This is a genomic window from Kocuria sp. UBA1838, assembly GCF_002338785.1.
GTDB classification, from domain to species: Bacteria; Actinomycetota; Actinomycetes; order Actinomycetales; family Micrococcaceae; genus Kocuria; species Kocuria marina.
Genome location: NZ_DDIY01000017.1, coordinates 39,684 through 54,308, shown reverse-complemented (window position 1 = coordinate 54,308; position 14,625 = coordinate 39,684). Strand labels below are relative to the sequence as shown.

Sequence of the window (14,625 nt, the reverse complement as noted above, 5' to 3'; positions counted from 1 at the left end):
AACGTCCCGACGCAGGAGCGTGTATGACCCCGCAGAAATCCCGGAACCCGCAGTCCTCCCCGCAGGGCACGCAGGTGGTCTCCCGGATCGCCGCGATCCTGCAGGCCGTGGCATCCGGGGAGTCAGCCGGATCCACCGCGGCCATCGCCCACCGCACGGGGCTGACCCGGCCCACCGCGCACCGATTGCTCGCAGCGCTCGCCGCCGAGGGGTTCGTGGACCGCACGGAGGACGGCAACTGGGCCCTGGGTCCCGAACTGCACATCCTGGGCACGGTGGCCGCCCAACGTTATCCCGCCCAGGACCTCGCGACCCCGTGCCTGCAGCGGCTCGCCGAGGCCACGGGCGAGTCCGCGTTCTTCTCCGCTCGCCGCGGCAACGAGGTCATCTGCCTGGCCCGGGTGGAGGGGGCGTTCCCGGTGCGCTCGCACGTGCTCTACGAGGGCCTGCGGTTGCCCCTGGGCGTGGCCTCCGCGGGACTCGCGATCCTCGGTCACCTACCCCCGGACCAATTGGAGACCGCCCTCGCGGACACCCGGGAGGAGCGGACGCGCCTCGGTCCACAGCACGACGACGCTCACGTCCGCCGCCTCGTCGCCCAGGTCCGGGAGGACGGCTGGTCCCTGAACCCCGGACGTATTGTGGAGGGCTCGTGGGGCATGGCGGCCGCGGTGTTCGACGCGACCGGCCAACCCCGCTACGCACTCTCCCTGACGGGGATCGAACCCCGGTTCACCGCGGAACGCAGACCCCGCCTCGGGGCGGCTTTGCTGGACCAGGCCCACAGGCTCTCCACGGCGCTGCGCGCGGGGGCCACGACCGTGTGAACCGGACGCAGCGGCGTCGTCCCGTACCGTCAGACCCCGCGTTCTCGCACCCCGGAACATCTGTGTCCCGATACCGCATGCGTTGTGCGACTGCGGGTGTTTTTTCGGGACGCAGATGTTCGGGCCCTTGGCCGGAGAGGGGCCGTGGAACGCGGGCCATTGCCTCGACACCGAACGGCAGCGAGGGTGGACGCGGCGACGTCGCCCCGCACTCAGAACGCCGTCCAGCCACCGTCCATCGTGTAGGACGCACCCGTGACCATGCCCGCGGACGGGCCGGCCAGGAACGCGATGAGCTCGCCAACCTCCTCGGGTTCCACGAGGCGCTTGATCGCGGACTCGGTGAGCATGATCTTCTCGATCACCTGGTCCTCGGGGATCCTGTGGGTCGCGGCCTGGTCCTTGATCTGCTTGTCCACGAGCGGGGTGTGCACGTAGCTGGGGTTGACGCAGTTGCTGGTCACACCGTGCTCAGCGCCCTCCAGGGCCACGGTCTTGGACAGCCCTTCGAGCCCATGCTTGGCCGTGACGTACGCGGATTTGTACGCGGACGCGCGCAGACCGTGGATGGAGGAGACGTTGATGATCCGGCCCCATCCGCGCTCGTACATGTGCGGCAGTGCGGCACGGATCAGCAGGAACGGAGCCTCGAGCATGAGCGTGAGGATGCGGTGGAAGTCCGCGGGGTCGAAGTCCTGCACGGGGGCCACCTTTTGGATCCCCGCGTTGTTGACCAGGATGTCCACGTCCAGGCTCAGTTCGGCGAGCGCGGCGGTATCCGAGAGGTCCACGACCCAGGCTTCCCGCCCACCTCGGAGGCCGTCGTCTGAGCGGCTTCTTCATTGATATCCGCGACGACCACGTGGGCGCCGCGGTCCGCGAACGCCTGCACGGCGGCGCGGCCGATCCCGCTGGCCCCACCGGTGACCAGGGCCTTCTTTCCCTCGAGTGATTGCTCCATGACAGCCTCTTTGCGCGTGGACGGTTCTCCTACCGCGTCACGCTACGCCCCGGGGGGGGCCGCCGGGTCACGATCCGGAACGGACCACCCCGGACCAGCTACGAGTCACAGCCCGCACCGGAGTCCGCCGGGTCACGGAAGCCCCGGTGACCCGAGCCCGAGGGGCCGGGCAGGAGGAACCCGGGGAGCGGCGTCGTCGTCCGACACACCACGACTGGCGTCCGCTCCTCGCGATGCTGTTGGATGGAGCAGTACCCATCCAGAGCGGCCGAGAGATCTGGCTCGTGGAAGCCGCAGCAACCGGGGTGACACCGGTGCTAACGCCAGGACCGATGGAAAGGAACAGCACAGCCATGCCCTTGAACACCGATCGCATCCAGACCACCCACGTGGGCTCCCTGCCTCGCACGCCCGAGCTGCTGAAGGCCAACAACCGTTTCCAGGCGGGCGAGATCGACCTCTCCCAGCTGGGCGAGGCGCTCGACGAGGGCGTCACAGAGATCGTGCGCACCCAGCGCGAGATCGGCATCGACATCGTCAACGACGGCGAGTACGGCCACACCACGTCCGGCGCCGTGGACTACGGGGCCTGGTGGAACTACTCGTTCCACCGCCTGGGCGGGCTGACCCCCACGGACGAGGACCGCTGGAACGAGGGCGAGAAGCACCGTTCCAGCCCGGGACACATCGTGCTCACGAGCTTCCCCGACCGCCGCGACCGGGAGCGCTTCCGGGACGCCTATGAGGACCCCACAGCGGGCGTGCTCGTGCACCGCAACACGGTCTCCCAGCCCAAGATCACGGGCCCGCTGACCTACACGGGTCAGGAGGCTGTGGCCGGGGACATCCGCCGCGTGAAGGACGCGATGGCCCTGAACGGTGCCACGCAGGGCTTCGTCGCGGCACTGTCCCCCGGCTCCTGCGCGCGCGTGAAGAACGAGTACTACGCCACGGACGAGGAACTGGTCTACGCGTGCGCGGACGTGATGCGCGAGGAGTACAAGGCCATCGTAGACGCCGGACTGACCGTGCAGATCGACGACCCCTCGATCGCCGAGTCCTGGGACCAGATCAACCCCGAGCCCACCGTGGAGGACTACCTGGCCTTCACCCAGCTGCGCGTGGACGCGCTGAACTACGCACTGCGCGACCTCCCCGAGGAGCAGATCCGCTTCCACCTGTGCTGGGGTTCGTGGCACGGCCCGCACACCACGGACCTCGAGTTCAAGTACCTCGTGGACCTCATGCTCACCATCCGCGCGCAGGGCTACAGCTTCGAGGCGTCCAGCCCGCGCCACGGCCACGAGTGGAAGGTCTGGAAGGACCACCAGCTGCCCGAGGGCAAGGTGGTCTACCCCGGTTTCGTCTCGCACTCGACCAACGTGGTGGAGCACCCCGAGCTCGTGGCGGACCGGATCGAGCAGTACGCGTCCGTGGTGGGCAAGGAGAACGTGATCGCCTCTACGGACTGCGGTCTGGGCGGGCGGTTGCACCCGCAGATCGCGCTGGCCAAGCTCGAGTCCCTCGTGGAGGGTGCGCGGATCGCGTCCGAGCGCCTGTTCTGATCAGGCCGCGCGGCTGGTCCTGCAGCTTTTAGTCCCACCGCGTCGCTGACCGTTCCGGTTCCCCGATCTTCCCGGACGACGCCGCCCGCCCCCTTCCGCTGCGCCCGCACCTTCCACGGTGCGGCACGGCGGGAGGGGGCGTTGCCGTGTCATGAACGCGTCACAACGGCCGACATGCTGCCCGCCCGGGTGAACGGCCCGGGAAAAATATACGATTTAGTACACGAAACGTGTGGTGCGCTTCACATTCTTTCGTACACTTATTTCGAGGCCAATCGGTCGGTTATTCCCCTGATCCACCCCGCCACTGGCACCCCACGGACCCCGCGTCCGCCGATCCTGGAGACCCACATGGCATCCACCACCTCAGCGCCCGCTCAGCCGGCGCACACCATGACCCGAGAAGAGCGCAAGGTCCTTGCGGGCACCCTCGTGGGCACCACCATCGAGTGGTACGACTTCTTCATCTATGCGCAGGCGGCCGCCTTCATCCTGGCCACCCACTTCTTCAACCCGGCGGGCGAGCAGAACGCCACGCTGGGACAGATCGTCGCCTGGGCGTCCCTGGGCATCAGCTTCCTCTTCCGTCCCCTGGGTGCGATCGTGGCCGGTCACATCGGTGACAAGTACGGGCGCAAGATCACCCTGGTCATGACCCTCTTCGGGATGGGCGCGGCCACCACGCTGATCGGCCTGCTGCCCACGTACGAGCAGATCGGTATCGCGGCCCCCATCATCCTGCTGGTCCTGCGTATCCTGCAGGGCTTCTCCGCCGGTGGTGAGTGGGGTGGTGCGGCCCTGATGTCCGTGGAGCACGCGCCCGCGAACAAGCGCGGCTTCTTCGGCGCCTACCCCCAGATCGGTGTGCCCCTGGGCGTGCTGATGGCCACCCTGTTCATGTTCGGTCTGAGCACCATCCTGACCCCCGAGCAGTTCGAGGCCTGGGGCTGGCGCGTTCCGTTCCTGTTCTCCATCGTGCTGATCTTCGTGGGTTGGCTGATCCGCCGCTCCGTGGACGAGTCCCCCGTGTTCCTGGAGATGCGCCAGCGCGCCAAGGAGTCCTCCGCTCCCCTGGACCAGCTGTTCCGGACCAACTCCCCGCAGGTCATCCTGGCCGCGCTGATCTTCGCCGCGAACAACGCCGCGGGCTACCTGGTCATCGCGTTCTTCGCGTCCTACGGCACCAAGACCCTGGGGATGTCCCGCCCCGAGACGCTGATCGCCACCCTCGTGGGCGGCGTCGGGTGGCTCATCTTCACGATGTTCGGCGGGTGGATCTCGGACAAGATCGGGCGCAAGCTCACGTTCCAGATCGGCTACGGCATCATCATCCTGTGGGCCATCCCCATGTGGTGGATGCTCAACACGGCGTCCCTGCCCCTGTTCGCGGCCGCGATCTTCATCCTGACGATCGGTCTGGGTCCGTCCTACGGTCCGCAGTCCGCCATGTACGCCGAGATGTTCCCGGCCCGCGTCCGCTACTCCGGTGTCTCGATCGGTTACGCCCTGGGGTCGATCATTGGTGGCGCGTTCGCCCCCATGATCGCCCAGCTGCTGCTCAACCGCACCGGCGCCGCGTGGACCATCGGCCTGTACATCTCCCTGATCTCGCTCGTGTCCTTCATCGCGGTCTCCTTCGTCAAGAAGTCGGACCAGGGCAAGGACCTGCACGTCGCGGAGGTGCACCAGGAGTACGTCCGGGCGCATCCGGACGAGATCGTTCCCCCGGTGGCCGGCGAGCCCGAGACCACCGCTCCGGCGCGCATCCGCCGCCACTGATCCCCGGCACACGAACCAACCGTCCCGGCCTCTGATTCGTCGGAGGTCACGACGGCGCACGGCGGGCCCCGCAGCCATACGGTTGCCGGGCCCGTCGCGCTCTTCCCCGCGTGACCGTCATCGATTGACGTGGCTCACATGATCGGGGAACCTTTACAGTGAACAATCGGTCGGTTATTGCCCCACTTAGGAGTTGCCATGTCCTCGATGCCGCAAGCCTTCCTCGTCGGAGGGGCGCGAACCCCCGTGGGTCGTTACGGCGGTGCCCTGTCCTCGGTACGCCCGGACGACATAGCCGCACTGTGCATCCGTTCCGTCGTGGAGGACGCCGGCATCGATCCCGCGCTCGTGGACGAGGTGATCCTGGGCAACGCCAACGGCGCCGGTGAGGAGAACCGCAACGTGGCCCGGATGGCGTGGCTGCTCAACGGGTACCCGGACACGGTCCCCGGGATTACGGTCAACCGGCTGTGCGCGTCGGGGATGTCCGCGATCACGATCGCGTCCCAGATGATCAAGTCCGGGGCCGCGGACATCGTGGTGGCCGGTGGAGTGGAATCCATGTCCCGCGCGCCGTGGGTCATGGAGAAGCCCCGTACGGCGTTCGCCAAGCCCGGGGAGGTCTTCGACACCTCGATCGGGTGGCGGTTCGTGAACCCCGCGTTCGTGGAGGGCCCGCTCTCGCGGGACGGCAAGGCCACCTACTCGATGCCCGAGACGGCCGAGGAGGTCGCCCGGGTGGACGGAATCTCCCGCGAGGACGCGGACGCCTTCGCCGCGCAGTCGCACGAGAAGGCCCTGGCCGCGATCCGCGCCGGTCATTTCGACGCCGAGATCGTGCCCGTGGAGGTCCGCGGCCGCAAGGGTGCGGTCACGGTCGTGGACACGGACGAGGGCCCCCGCGAGGGCTCCACCCCGGAGGTGCTCGCCAAGCTGCGCCCCGTGGTCAAGGGCGGGTCCGTGGTCACGGCCGGTAACTCGTCCTCGCTCAACGACGGCGCGTCCGCCGTGATCGTGGCCAGCGAACGGGCCGTGACCAAGTACGGGCTCAACGCCCGAGGCCGCGTCGTGGACGGTGCTTCCGCCGGTCTCGCCCCCGAGATCATGGGCTTGGGCCCGGTGCCCGCATCCGAGAAGGTCCTGGAGCGCGCCGGCTGGAGCGTGGGCGATCTGGGCTCCGTGGAGATCAACGAGGCGTTCGCGACCCAGTCGCTCGCATCGATCCGCCGGCTCGGCCTGGACCCGGAGATCGTGAACCGGGACGGCGGGGCGATCGCCCTGGGCCACCCCCTGGGTTCCTCGGGCTCGCGCATCGTCATCACCCTGCTGGGCCGGATGGAGCGGGAGCAGACCGCCAAGGGCCTGGCCACCATGTGCATCGGCGTGGGCCAGGGTGCAGCACTGCTCGTGGAGCGGGTGTGATCCGGCCATGACGCAGCACGACACCCCCGAGTGGGCCGCGCAGTTCACGGCCCTGCGCATCACCGACACCCCGGACCGCCTGCACGTGGCGCTGGACCGCCCCGCGGTGCGCAACGCCATCGACGAGGTCATGGTGGACGAGTTGCACGCTGTGTGCGCCCGTCTGGAACGCGATCCCCGGATCATGATCCTGAGCGGCACGCACGTGAACGGGAAAGGGATCTTCGCCTCCGGTGCGGACATCGCGCAACTGCGCGAGCGGCGTCGTGAGGACGCCCTGCGCGGCGTGAACTCGCAGCTGTTCGACCGGATCGCCAAGCTACCCATGCCCGTGATCGCGGCCCTGGACGGCTACGCGCTGGGCGGGGGCGCGGAACTCGCGTGGGCCGCGGACTTCCGGATCGGCACGCCGCGGGTCACGGTGGGCCAACCCGAGACCGGCCTGGGCATCATCGCCGCCGCGGGGGCCCTGTGGCGACTGCGGGAACTGGCCGGTGAGTCACTCGCCAAGGACATCCTGCTGGCCGGTCGGACCCTCTCCGCGCAGGAGGCCCTGGAGGCCCACCTGATCACCGAGATCCACGAACCAGACGAGCTGCTGGCCGCGGCGGACGCCCTGGCCGATCGCATCGCCGCGCAGGACCCGCTGGCCGTGCGCGTGTCCAAACGTGTGTTCGCCATGCCGCGCGAGGCGCACCCCCACGTGGACGAGCTCGCGCAGGCCATCCTGTTCGAGTCGCAGGCCAAATTCGACCGTATGCAAGCGTTCCTGGACCGCAAGAAGGAGCCCAAGACATGACCGAGAACACCACCGCAACCGTCCCGTCCCGCGTGGGAGTCCTGGGAGGCGGGCGCATGGGCGCGGGGATCGCCCACGCGTTCCTGATCTCCGGAGCGCGCGTGACCGTGGTGGAGGTGGACGGGCCGGCCGCGGAGAGCGCCAAGGAGCGGGTGGAATCGGACCTCGTCAAGTCCCTCGAGCGCGGGAAGATCGACGGCAACCTGGACACGTGGACCCAGAACTTCTCCGTGAGCGTGGACTACGCGGACTTCGCGGACTGCGAGCTCGTGATCGAGGCCGTTCCCGAGACCTGGGACCTCAAGGTCTCCTCCCTCCAGAGGGTCGAGAAGAACCTGTCCGAGACGGCGTGGCTGGCCACCAACACGTCCTCGCTGTCCGTGGACGGGCTCGCCGATGAGCTCCAGCGTCCCGAGCGGTTCTGCGGCATGCACTTCTTCAACCCCGTCCCGGCCTCCAAGCTCGTGGAGATCGTGATCGGGCGCACGACCCGTCAGGAGCTGAAAGAGCTGACCCTGCAGTGGGTCGCGGGCATCGGCAAGACGCCGGCCACCGTGAACGACGCCCCCGGCTTCGCGTCCTCCCGGCTCGGGCTGGCCCTGGGCCTCGAGGCCATTCGCATGGTCGAGGAGGGTGTGGCGTCCGCGGAGGACATCGACAACGCCATGGTCCTGGGCTACAAGCACCCCGTGGGTCCGCTCGCCCTCACCGACATCGTGGGTCTGGACGTGCGCCTGGGGATCGCGGAGTACCTCGAATCCACACTCGGCCCCCGCTTCGCCCCGCCCCAGCTCATGCGGGACATGGTCGAGCGCGGCGAACTGGGCCGTAAATCCGGCAAGGGGTTCTACGACTACTCCTGAGCGCGTGCACGGCCGTACTCGTCGCGGGTCGGGTGCGCATCGGCTGTTCCGCGCGTCGAACCCCTTCTGACTTAGGGTTCGACGACGCCGCGGGGTTGTTCCCCACCCCCGGCCCGGTCACCGCTGCGAACACCGCGGGTGCGGGCAGCACCCCGGCCGCGTCAGCCACCGCTACGGCGCCGTCCCTGCCGGCCGTCGCGGACCCCTGCGCGGGGCCGTGCGACAAGACCGCAGCGATCCCGGTGCACCACCCCGTCTTCGGCGCCATGGAGATCGTGAGCTACGAACGTGTCGTGGAACCCGGCAGCGCCCCCGCGGGCAAGCAGGCCAGCTACGCCGTGTACCAGAACGGTCAGGCCGTGGGGTACGTGCCGCCCAGGGAGGGCACCACGGTGGTCTCCTTCGGCCCCGCTCCCGTGCTGGGAGCTCAGGAGTGGGATCTGCGCACCAACTCCACCGTGGACAAGTACGGCAACGTGTATCTGACGGACGGCCAGGAGTTCGTGGCCCAGAAGTAGTCACGACACCCGGCCCCCACCGGAACGACGACGGCGAACCCCGCGGGTGCGGGGGGTCGCCGTCGTATATCCGTCCAGCGGAGGTGGCGGGTTCAACGCTCTACCAGGACCCCGTCCTCGTCCGCCCACAGGGTCCTGCCCGGGCGGAAGGTTACGCCGCCGAAGGTGACGATCACGTCCACTTCCCCGGAGTCGTTGGGGTCGGACTTGCGGGGATTCGTGCCCAGCGCCTTGATGCCGATGTCCAGGGTGCCCAGTTCCACGCGGTCCCGCACGGGGGCGTTGATGATCAGCCCGGCCCACCCGTTCTCCATGGCGGTGCGGGCCACGTTGTCCCCGAGCAGCGCGCGGTTCATGGATCCCTGCCCGTCCACCACGAGCACCGCGCCCTCACCGGGGGTGGCCACGAGCTTCTTGACGTCCACGTTGGACTCGAAGCAGCGCACCGTGCGGATGGGTCCGGTGAACCGGTGGACACCACCCACCGAGATGAACTGGGTGGTCACGGACTGCAGGTCCTCGCCGTGTTCGTCGTACAGGTCGGCGGTCGCGAAGCTCATGGGTCACCTTTCGTGCCTACGGATCGCCGACGACGCTCGGGGCCCGGGCACGCGGCGTCCGGACACGGACGGTCTGGGCGCGTAGGGGTGGCGCGGCGTCGTCGGCGGGAACGTGATGGAGGTTACGCGAGGTCGCCAGATGAGGCAACGGGGGCGTGTCGCTGCAGGAAGCGGTAGACCTCGGTCTCGTCCACCCCGGGGAACGCGCCGGCGGGCATGGCGGCGAGCATGTGGGACGCGGGGCGGGCGGAGGGCCAGGATTGGCCGTCCCACTGCTCGGCGAGCGCCGGGGCGGGCTGTTGGCAGCACGCGGGGTCGGGGCAGGTGGAGGTGTGGCGCACCGTGGTGGCGCGGCCCCGGAACCATTTGACGTGCTCGTACGGCACACCGAAAGAGATGGAGAATTCCCCGTTCTCGGATCCCTCCACGCGGGCCGAGCACCAGAACGTGCCGTGCGGGGTGTCGGTGTACTGGAAGTGGGACAGCAACCGGTTGGTCCCCGAGAACGCCTGCCGTGCGGAGAAGAACCGGCAGGCCCTCTGCCCCTCCACCGCGCCGCTGTGGTCGGTGGGCAACTGCAACCCGTCGTTCTGCCAGGCCTTGTGGATGATCCCGGAGGAGTGCACCTTCTCGAAGTGGGTGGGGATGCCGAAGTGGTGGGTCATCAAGTTGGTCATCCGGTGTGCCGCGGTCTCGTGGGACACCGCGAACGCGTCCCGTAGGTCGTCCACGGACAACTCCCGCTGGGACTTGGCGCGGCCCAGCAGGTCCACCGCGGAGGCCTCCGGGATCATCAGGGCCGCTGCGAAGTAATTCGTCTCCACGCGCTGTTCCAGGAACTCGCCGTAGTCCGCCGGGCGGTGGTGTTCAAGCAAGTGATGCCCCACGGCCTGCAACAACACCGACCACGGCGAGCCCGCCCCGGCGGTGGCCGGCAGGTAGAACCGGCGGTTGCGCAGGTCCGTGACCGAGCGCGTGGAGTGCGGCAGGTCCGGGACCTGGTGGATCTCGAATCCCACGTGCTCCACGAGCCGCGAGATGTGGTGCTCGGACAGCGGTCCGCCCGTGTGGCGGATCGCGGCGAGCAGGTCCGCGGCCATGGTCTCGATGCGTTCGAAGTAGTTGTCGATCCCCCGCATGCGTGCTCGCAATTGCGTGTTGGCGCGCCGGGCCTCCTCGGGCGTGGCCGCTTGTTCCTCGAGCCGCTGGGCGAGTTGCCGCTGCAGTGCCGCGAGCGCCTCGAGGGTCTCGGTACTCGTGCCCGGCCCCACCCGCACCGTGGGCAACCCGAGGGACGCGTACATGGGTCCGCGCTGCACGCGCTCCACCTGGATCTCCAGTTCCATGCGGCGCGACGGCGCCTTGGTCCCCAGCAGTTGCTCCACGCTCATGTCCAGCGCGGCAGCGATGGCGGACAGCGCGCTGAGCTTGGGTTCGCGCTTGCCGTTCTCGATCAGCGACAGCGCCGACGCCGCCATGCCCACGGTGCGCGCGAGCTCCTCGAGCGTGATCCGCAGTCGCTTGCGGCGGTAGCGGATCCGCCGCCCCAGCACGATCGGATCGGTCGGGTCACCGGACTCCTCGGGTGGCACGTCGGACGACGAGCGCGCGGGGACCCGCGTGCCGGACGCGGGGTCCGTGCGCCGCGGTGTTGCCGTCCGGGCGGGCTCCGTACCCCGCGACCGCGCAGCGCGCGCGGGTTCCAAGCCGTGAGCGCTCCGCGGTGCGGCGGCGCGAGGGGGAGCGCCGTCGCCGGTGCGACGACGCCTGCGGGGTCCTGTGTCCGGGGTCATAGTCCGAGTTTAGGCAGATTTTTCTCAAACGTGAAGAAAACCGATTCTTCATCCCAAAAGCCTCTATGCGGGAGTGCAGATCGCGGCAAAAGTGGAACACATCAAGTTACCCGTGCGGAGCTCCCACCGAGGCCGCCGGCTCGAACGATCAAAGGAGAACGAGATGAGCAACGAGAACAGCAACCTCCGCAGCGCCGAGGAACTCGCCCGGGACTGGGAGGAGAACCCCCGCTGGGCCGGCGTGACCCGTGACTACGCCCCCGAGGAGGTCCTGCGTCTGCAGGGTTCCTTTCGAGAAGAGCACACCAACGCCCGCCGCGGTGCGGAACGGCTCTGGTACCTGCTCAACTCGGAGGATTACATCAATGCTCTGGGCGCTCTGACCGGTAACCAGGCCGTCCAGCAGGTCAAGGCCGGGCTCAAGGCGATCTACCTCTCCGGTTGGCAGGTCGCCGGTGACGCGAACCTCGCGGGCCAGACCTACCCGGACCAGTCCCTCTACCCGGCGAACTCGGTTCCCCAGGTGGTGCGCCGGATCAACAACGCGCTCAAGCGTGCGGACCAGATCGAGCACGCCGAGGACGTCCACACCGTGGAGAACTGGATGGCGCCGATCGTCGCGGACGCGGAGGCCGGCTTCGGCGGACCGCTCAACGCCTTCGAGCTCATGAAGTCCATGATCGACGCCGGTGCGGCCGGTGTGCACTGGGAGGACCAGTTGGCCTCCGAGAAGAAGTGCGGTCACCTGGGCGGCAAGGTGCTGATCCCCACCCAGCAGCACATCCGCACCCTCAACGCGGCCCGCCTCGCGGCGGACGTGGAGGACGTCCCCAGCATCATCATCGCCCGCACGGATGCCGAGGCGGCCACCCTGATCACCTCGGACATCGACGAGCAGGACGCCGAGTTCATCACCGGCGAGCGCACCCCGGAGGGCTTCTACAAGGTCCGCAACGGTGTGGAGCCCTGCATCGCCCGCGCCAAGGCGTACGCCCCCTACTCGGACCTGATCTGGATGGAGACCGGCACGCCGGATCTCAAGCTGGCCCGCCAGTTCGCGGATGCCGTGCATGAGGACTTCCCGGACCAGATGCTCGCGTACAACTGCTCGCCGTCCTTCAACTGGAAGAAGCACCTGGACGACGAGACCATCGCCAAGTTCCAGCGCGAACTCTCCGCCATGGGCTACCGCTTCCAGTTCATCACCCTGGCCGGTTTCCACGCGCTGAACTACTCGATGTTCGATCTGGCCCACGGCTACGCCCGCAACCAGATGACCTCGTACGTGGAACTGCAGGAGCGCGAGTTCGCCGCCGAGGAGCGCGGTTACACCGCCACCAAGCACCAGCGCGAGGTGGGTACCGGGTACTTCGACCTGGTCTCCCAGGTGGTCAACCCCAACTCCTCCACGATCGCCCTCACGGGCTCCACCGAGAGCGCCCAGTTCTGAACCCGGCGCCCTGAAGACCCGCGGAGACCGGAGCACGGTCACTGAGGCCAAAGAACTCCGGGCATCCGGTCTCCGCGTCCACCCTGTCCGCGCGGCATGAGAGGGGACTCCTCAGCCCTCCCGCGGACCACGAACCGCCCCGACACCGTTCCCACGCGGTGCCGGGGCGGTTCCGTGTGTTCCCTGCGGTGCCGGGGCGGTTCCGCGCGCCCTCCGCGGTGCCGGAGCGGCTCCGCGGACGACGACGCCGCGGTGCCCTTCCCGAGGGACGGGCACCGCGGCATCGTCGGACGAATGCTCAGGAGCGCTTCGCGGGCTTGAGGTAATTGGTGATCCGCACGGTGCACAGGCGCTGGCCGGTGTCGATGTGGGTGATGACCACCTCGTGGTTCGTGACGCTGCGCCCCAGGTGGATCGCCGTGGCCACGCCGCGCACCCGGCCGCTTGTAGCGGAGGCGTGGTGGGTCGCGTTGATGTCCACACCCACGGCCACCTTGCCCATGGTGGAGCCGTGGATCACCGCGGCCCACGAACCCAGCATCTCCCCGAGCGCCACGGACGCGCCGCCGTGCAGCAGCCCCAGGGACTGCCGGTTGCCCTCCACGGGCATGGTCGCCACCACGCGCTCGGCGGACTGCTCCTCCACCACCACGCCCATCTTCTCGTCCAGTTCACCCAACTCGATGATCCACGGCTCGTACGCCTCACCGAACTCCTCGGCGGGGGACGCGACTCGTGCGTTCTCGGCGCGGACGTCCGCGCGGGTGGGATCCTCGTGCATGCTGACTCCTCGGTGATCAGGCCCCACGCCGCGCCGGTGGGCCGCGCTGAGCGGTGCGCAGAGCGGCGTCGAACGCCGACGGCGGAGCGTGGTGACCATGGTGCCCTTGTGTGACCTAGGTTATCCTGGACCAAATACTGACCGATCGTTCGGCTGATGGCCGCGACAGTCCGGAGGACCCCGCGTGAACACCCAGACCCAGGCATCCGAGACCCAGGAACCGCAGATCCTGCCCAGCTTCGTCGCCGGGAAGTGGTGGCGGCCGGAGGACCCGCAGAAGATCGCGGACGTGCGCAATGCCACCACCGGGGAGCTCGTGGCCCGGGTGAGCACGGACGGGATCGACACCGCGGGCGCCCTGGACCACGGACGCACCGTGGGCCAGGCCGCACTGGGGCAACTGCGCATCCACGACCGCGCCCTGATCCTCAAGCAGCTCGCGCAATACCTGGGCGAGCACAAGGAGGAGCTGTACGAGATCTCCTACGCGACCGGGGCCACGGCCAAGGACCACCTGATCGACATCGACGGTGGGATCGGGACCCTCTTCACGTTCTCGTCCAAGGGACGGCGCGAACTGCCCAACGCCAACGTGATCGTGGACGGCGCGGTGGAACAGCTCTCGCGGGACGGCTCGTTCCTGGGTGAGCACGTCTACACCCGCGTGCCCGGTGTGGCCGTGCAGATCAACGCGTTCAACTTCCCCGTGTGGGGCATGCTCGAGAAGTTTGCGCCCGCATTCATCGCCGGGGTGCCCACCATCGTGAAACCCGCGACCCCCACCGGGTACGTGACCGAGGCGTGCGTGCGGCTCATGCTGGACTCCGGGCTGCTGCCGGAGGGTTCCCTGCAGCTGATCTCCGGCGCCGCGCGCGATCTGCTGGACCACCTGGACGCCCGCGACCACGTGGCCTTCACCGGCTCGGCCGCCACCGCCCAGTCGCTGCGCGCCCACACCAACGTGCAGGAGAAGGGCGTGCGTTTCACGGCGGAGACCGATTCGCTCAACGCCGCGATCATGGCCCCGGACGTCACCGAGGACTCCCCCGAGTTCGAGGCGTTCGTGAAGTCCGTGGTCCTGGAGATCACCGCCAAGGCCGGGCAGAAGTGCACCGCGATCCGCCGGGTCATCGTTCCGCAGGCGCTCAAGCCCGCCGTGATCGCCGCGCTGCGGGAGCGGGTGGCGCAGCGCGCCGTCGTCGGCGACCCGCGCGATTCCGCCACCACGGTGGGCCCGCTCGCGTCCGACGACCAGCACTTCGAGGTGCTGCGCTCCGTGCGCGCCCTGATCGACGCCGGCGCCACCG

General features: G+C 68.8%; 12 protein-coding genes, 1 pseudogene and 1 riboswitch. Of the genes and pseudogenes, 9 read left to right on the top strand and 4 right to left on the bottom strand.

Annotated elements, in window-relative coordinates:
- The first annotated feature begins 23 nt into the window (after positions 1–23).
- Positions 24–827 carry an IclR family transcriptional regulator gene (locus B3I25_RS09345; protein WP_064846511.1) on the top strand — a complete coding sequence of 268 codons (804 nt, stop codon included), beginning with the start codon at positions 24–26 and terminating at the stop codon, positions 825–827.
- A 212-nt stretch (positions 828–1,039) separates the two neighbouring features.
- On the opposite strand, the pseudogene B3I25_RS09340 reads toward B3I25_RS09345, so the two are convergent.
- A pseudogene (locus B3I25_RS09340) lies at positions 1,040–1,788 on the bottom strand (3-hydroxybutyrate dehydrogenase).
- A 252-nt stretch (positions 1,789–2,040) separates the two neighbouring features.
- Positions 2,041–2,127: riboswitch (SAM riboswitch) on the top strand.
- Between the two features lie 14 nt (positions 2,128–2,141).
- Here B3I25_RS09340 and B3I25_RS09335 point away from each other — a divergent pair.
- The 6 genes from B3I25_RS09335 (at position 2,142) to B3I25_RS09310 (ending at position 8,734) form a co-directional block, all read left to right on the top strand.
- A complete protein-coding gene (locus tag B3I25_RS09335; protein WP_098053537.1) occupies positions 2,142–3,353 on the top strand; it encodes a cobalamin-independent methionine synthase II family protein in 1,212 nt (403 codons plus the stop codon).
- Positions 3,354–3,704: 351 nt separating this feature from the next.
- Entirely contained in the window at positions 3,705–5,132 is a 1,428-nt protein-coding gene (locus tag B3I25_RS09330) for an MFS transporter (protein ID WP_064846509.1), read from the top strand.
- Positions 5,133–5,330: 198 nt separating this feature from the next.
- Positions 5,331–6,554: a thiolase family protein gene (locus B3I25_RS09325; protein ID WP_064846508.1), complete on the top strand. Its 1,224-nt coding sequence runs from the start codon at positions 5,331–5,333 to the stop codon at positions 6,552–6,554.
- A gap of 7 nt (positions 6,555–6,561) precedes the next feature.
- Complete coding sequence (locus B3I25_RS09320) at positions 6,562–7,353, top strand: enoyl-CoA hydratase/isomerase family protein (protein ID WP_098053539.1); 792 nt, start codon at positions 6,562–6,564, stop codon at positions 7,351–7,353.
- Complete coding sequence (locus B3I25_RS09315; protein WP_098053540.1) at positions 7,350–8,216, top strand: 3-hydroxyacyl-CoA dehydrogenase family protein; 867 nt, start codon at positions 7,350–7,352, stop codon at positions 8,214–8,216. Before B3I25_RS09320 ends, B3I25_RS09315 begins: the two co-directional genes overlap by 4 nt.
- A gap of 95 nt (positions 8,217–8,311) precedes the next feature.
- Positions 8,312–8,734, top strand: coding sequence for a hypothetical protein (locus B3I25_RS09310; protein ID WP_286738738.1), 423 nt, complete (start codon positions 8,312–8,314; stop codon positions 8,732–8,734).
- A 92-nt stretch (positions 8,735–8,826) separates the two neighbouring features.
- On the opposite strand, the gene rraA is transcribed toward B3I25_RS09310, so the two are convergent.
- Together rraA and B3I25_RS09300 are read right to left on the bottom strand one after the other, a co-directional pair.
- Complete coding sequence (gene rraA, locus B3I25_RS09305) at positions 8,827–9,294, bottom strand: ribonuclease E activity regulator RraA (protein WP_286738737.1); 468 nt, start codon at positions 9,292–9,294, stop codon at positions 8,827–8,829.
- 122 nt (positions 9,295–9,416) lie between these two features.
- Positions 9,417–10,886: an XRE family transcriptional regulator gene (locus tag B3I25_RS09300; protein ID WP_064846503.1), complete on the bottom strand. Its 1,470-nt coding sequence runs from the start codon at positions 10,884–10,886 to the stop codon at positions 9,417–9,419.
- 364 nt (positions 10,887–11,250) lie between these two features.
- Between B3I25_RS09300 and aceA the strand changes: the two genes are divergently transcribed.
- Entirely contained in the window at positions 11,251–12,537 is a 1,287-nt protein-coding gene (gene aceA / locus B3I25_RS09295; protein ID WP_064846502.1) for an isocitrate lyase, read from the top strand.
- Between the two features lie 298 nt (positions 12,538–12,835).
- On the opposite strand, the gene B3I25_RS09290 is transcribed toward aceA, so the two are convergent.
- A complete protein-coding gene (locus tag B3I25_RS09290) occupies positions 12,836–13,318 on the bottom strand; it encodes a hotdog fold thioesterase (protein WP_064846501.1) in 483 nt (160 codons plus the stop codon).
- A 184-nt stretch (positions 13,319–13,502) separates the two neighbouring features.
- Here B3I25_RS09290 and B3I25_RS09285 point away from each other — a divergent pair.
- Positions 13,503–14,625, top strand: a 1,123-nt coding sequence (locus tag B3I25_RS09285; RefSeq protein WP_286738735.1) for an aldehyde dehydrogenase family protein, incomplete at its 3' end; no start/stop codon positions are given.

Bases quoted from the DNA above. Each gene is read 5' to 3' on its own strand.
- B3I25_RS09315 (WP_098053540.1), top strand. From the start codon at position 7,350: ATGACCGAGAACACCACCGCAACCGTCCCGTCCCGCGTGGGAGTCCTG.
- rraA (WP_286738737.1), bottom strand. From the start codon at position 9,294: ATGAGCTTCGCGACCGCCGACCTGTACGACGAACACGGCGAGGACCTG.
- B3I25_RS09290 (WP_064846501.1), bottom strand. From the start codon at position 13,318: ATGCACGAGGATCCCACCCGCGCGGACGTCCGCGCCGAGAACGCACGA.
- B3I25_RS09335 (WP_098053537.1), top strand. From the start codon at position 2,142: ATGCCCTTGAACACCGATCGCATCCAGACCACCCACGTGGGCTCCCTG.
- B3I25_RS09320 (WP_098053539.1), top strand. From the start codon at position 6,562: ATGACGCAGCACGACACCCCCGAGTGGGCCGCGCAGTTCACGGCCCTG.
- aceA (WP_064846502.1), top strand. From the start codon at position 11,251: ATGAGCAACGAGAACAGCAACCTCCGCAGCGCCGAGGAACTCGCCCGG.
- B3I25_RS09345 (WP_064846511.1), top strand. From the start codon at position 24: ATGACCCCGCAGAAATCCCGGAACCCGCAGTCCTCCCCGCAGGGCACG.
- B3I25_RS09325 (WP_064846508.1), top strand. From the start codon at position 5,331: ATGTCCTCGATGCCGCAAGCCTTCCTCGTCGGAGGGGCGCGAACCCCC.
- B3I25_RS09330 (WP_064846509.1), top strand. From the start codon at position 3,705: ATGGCATCCACCACCTCAGCGCCCGCTCAGCCGGCGCACACCATGACC.